The organism is Microbacterium sp. Bi128, assembly GCF_918698205.1.
Window position 1 is genome coordinate 1 of record NZ_CAKKMM010000676.1, and the last position, 2,685, is coordinate 2,685.

The window sequence follows — 2,685 nt, forward strand, 5'->3', positions numbered from 1 at the left end:
GACGAGTTCCTGCGGCACGATCGCGCGGCGGATCGAGGTGCATTTCTGGCCGGCCTGGGCGGTCATCTCGGTGACGAGGGACTTGATGAAGGCGTCGAATTCCGGTGTGCCCTTGACCGCATCCGGGCCCAGGATCGCGGCATTCAGGGAGTCGGTCTCGGACGTGAAGCGGACCCCGCCCTTGACCACATTGGGGTGCGACTTGAGCGTGTTGGCGGTCGACGCGGAGCCGGTGAAGGCCACGAGGTCGCGGTAGTCCAGGTGGTCCAGCAGCGTACGGACCGAGCCGGAAATCAGCTGTAGCGAGCCGGTGGGCAGGATGCCGGATTCGTCGATCGCCTTGACCACGGCGGCGGCCACGTACCCGGTGGGGGTGGCGGGCTTGACGATGGTGGGGACGCCGGCGAGGAAGGCCGGGGCAAGCTTTTCCAGCATGCCCCAGACAGGGAAGTTGAAGGCGTTAATCTGCACGGCGACGCCGGGGATGCGGGTGTAGATGTGCTCACCGGCGAACGAGCCGTCGCGGGACAGCACCTCCATGGGGCCATCCACCACCACCTGGGAGTTGGGCAGCTCCCGGCGGCCCTTGGACCCGAAAGTGAACAGGACGCCGATGCCGCCGTCGATGTCGATCATGGAGTCGATCTTGGTAGCGCCGGTCTGCGCCGAGAGCGCGTAGAACTCCTCGCGGCGGCCATTGAGGTACTGCGCCAGTTCCTTGAGCTTGAGCGCGCGCTGGTGGAAGGTCAGCGTGCCAAGTTCCGCCTGGCCGGTGGTGCGGCCATAATCCACGACGGCGGCGAGGTCGAGCCCCTCGGTGCTCACCTTCGCCAGGAGCTCGCCGGTGCTGGCGTCCAGTACCGGCGCCGCGCCGGCGGCGGCGGCGTCGTCGGGAGTCCACCAGGAACCCCGGATGAAACTGGGAACGATCTCGACAGTGTCTACTGCGGGTGCGGCTGTGGTGGTCATCGTTGACGGGTCCTTCCAACGGGGGAGCAAGATCAACACGGCCGGAACATTACTGACCGTCCGTTCGGTAATATGATCTACAGTACATGAATGAGGCCTGCCGCACACTAGCCGCGGCGGCACCGACCGTCCGGGACCCGGCCGGCCGGCAACAAAGGAGACGCTATGACGCCCGAGACCGGCAGCACCGAATTGTGGAAAATCACCCTGGGGGAACTCGACGAGAAGATGGGCGTGAAGATCGTCGAGGAGTCCGTGGACCGCGTGGTCGCGACCATGCCGGTGGAGGGCAACCGGCAGTCGTTCGGGCTCCTGCACGGCGGCGCCTCACTGGCCGTGGGCGAGGCCGTGGGGTCCTGGGCCGCCGTCATCCACGCCAGCACCCTGGGCAAGACGGCGGTGGGCGTCGACGTCTCGGCCACGCACCACAAGTCGACCCGCGAGGGACTGATCACGATCACGGCCACCCCCATCCATCTGGGCGGCACCCTGACCACCCACGAGGTGCTGATCACGAACGAGACCGGCCAGCGAATCTGCACGCTGCGGATCACCAACCTGCTGCTGGACCGCAAGGCCTGACTTCTGCCCCGAACCCTCTGGGTCGCCGGAGACCTGCGGGGTCGCTGTAACGTTCCGGCGACCCGGGAGCTTTCCGGCGAACTCGGGCCCAGGGCGGGAGGCCGCCTACACCGGACCCCGCTCCCGATGTAGGGCCGATCGGCCCGGAAGGCGCGGTGCCGCGGCTGTTAGCTTGGAAGTGCTGAGTCGCCCGGCACCGCCGGGTATCACCGGTCTCACCGGAAGGGATGCACCATGCTCTCAGACACCTCACTTCCCGTCATTCAGGCAACGCTGCCCGTAGTCGGCGAGCACATCGAGGAGATCGCCAAGCGCTTCTACAAACATATGTTCGAGGCGCAGCCGGATCTCCTGGACGGGCTCTTCAACCGCGGAAACCAGGCGGACGGCCGCCAGCAGCAGGCGCTCGCCGGATCCATCGCGGCCTTCGCCGGCATGCTCGTGGAGAAACCGGACCAGGTGCCGGACCATCTGCTCTCCCGGGTGGCCCACAAACACGTGTCGCTGGGACTAAGCCCGGACCAGTACCAGATTGTCCACGACCACCTCATGTGGGCGATCGTGGATGTTCTGGGCGATGCCGTCACTCCCGAGGTCGCCGCCGCCTGGGACGAGGTCTACTGGCTGATGGCGAACCTGCTCATCAACAAGGAGCGCGGGCTGTACAACGCAGTGCACCTCTCCCCCGAGACCATTTGGCGGACGTGGCGGGTGGTGCAGCGGATCCAGGAGACCGCCGACGTCGTCTCGTTCGTCGTCGAGCGGACCGACGAGCGGGACGTCAAGCCGTCCCTGCCCGGGCAGTACGTGACCCTCAAGATGACCATGCCCGACGGCGTACAGCAGCCCCGGCAGTACAGCCTGACCAAGGCCGACGACGGGCAGCACCGGCAGTTCGCCGTCAAGAGGGTCCACGGACTTACGACTCCCGACGGCGAGATGTCCAGTCTGCTCCACAATGACGTCCAGGTAGGCGACGAGGTGGTGCTCTCAGCTCCGTTCGGCGACGTTGTGCTGGAGTACACGGACCGGCCCCTGGTCATGGCCAGCGCGGGAATCGGCATCACGCCCATGGCCGGGATGCTCTCCCACCTCGTGCAGTCCGGTTCACGACGCCAGGTGATGCTGCTGCAT

The 2,685-nt window shown here is 66.6% G+C and carries 3 protein-coding genes; 2 read left to right on the plus strand and 1 reads right to left on the minus strand.

Features of this window, described 5'->3' with window-relative positions:
• On the minus strand, positions 1 to 969 hold a 969-nt coding region (locus tag LQV45_RS24705; protein WP_230009250.1), incomplete at its 3' end, for an aldehyde dehydrogenase family protein.
• 165 nt (positions 970 to 1,134) lie between these two features.
• On the opposite strand from LQV45_RS24705, the gene LQV45_RS24710 reads away from it, so the two are divergent.
• Together LQV45_RS24710 and LQV45_RS24715 are read left to right on the plus strand one after the other, a co-directional pair.
• Positions 1,135 to 1,551 (plus strand): PaaI family thioesterase, encoded by a 417-nt coding sequence (locus LQV45_RS24710; protein ID WP_230009251.1) that lies wholly within the window; start codon positions 1,135 to 1,137, stop codon positions 1,549 to 1,551.
• A gap of 234 nt (positions 1,552 to 1,785) precedes the next feature.
• Positions 1,786 to 2,685: globin domain-containing protein (locus tag LQV45_RS24715; RefSeq protein ID WP_230009252.1), on the plus strand; the 900-nt coding region annotated here is incomplete at its 3' end.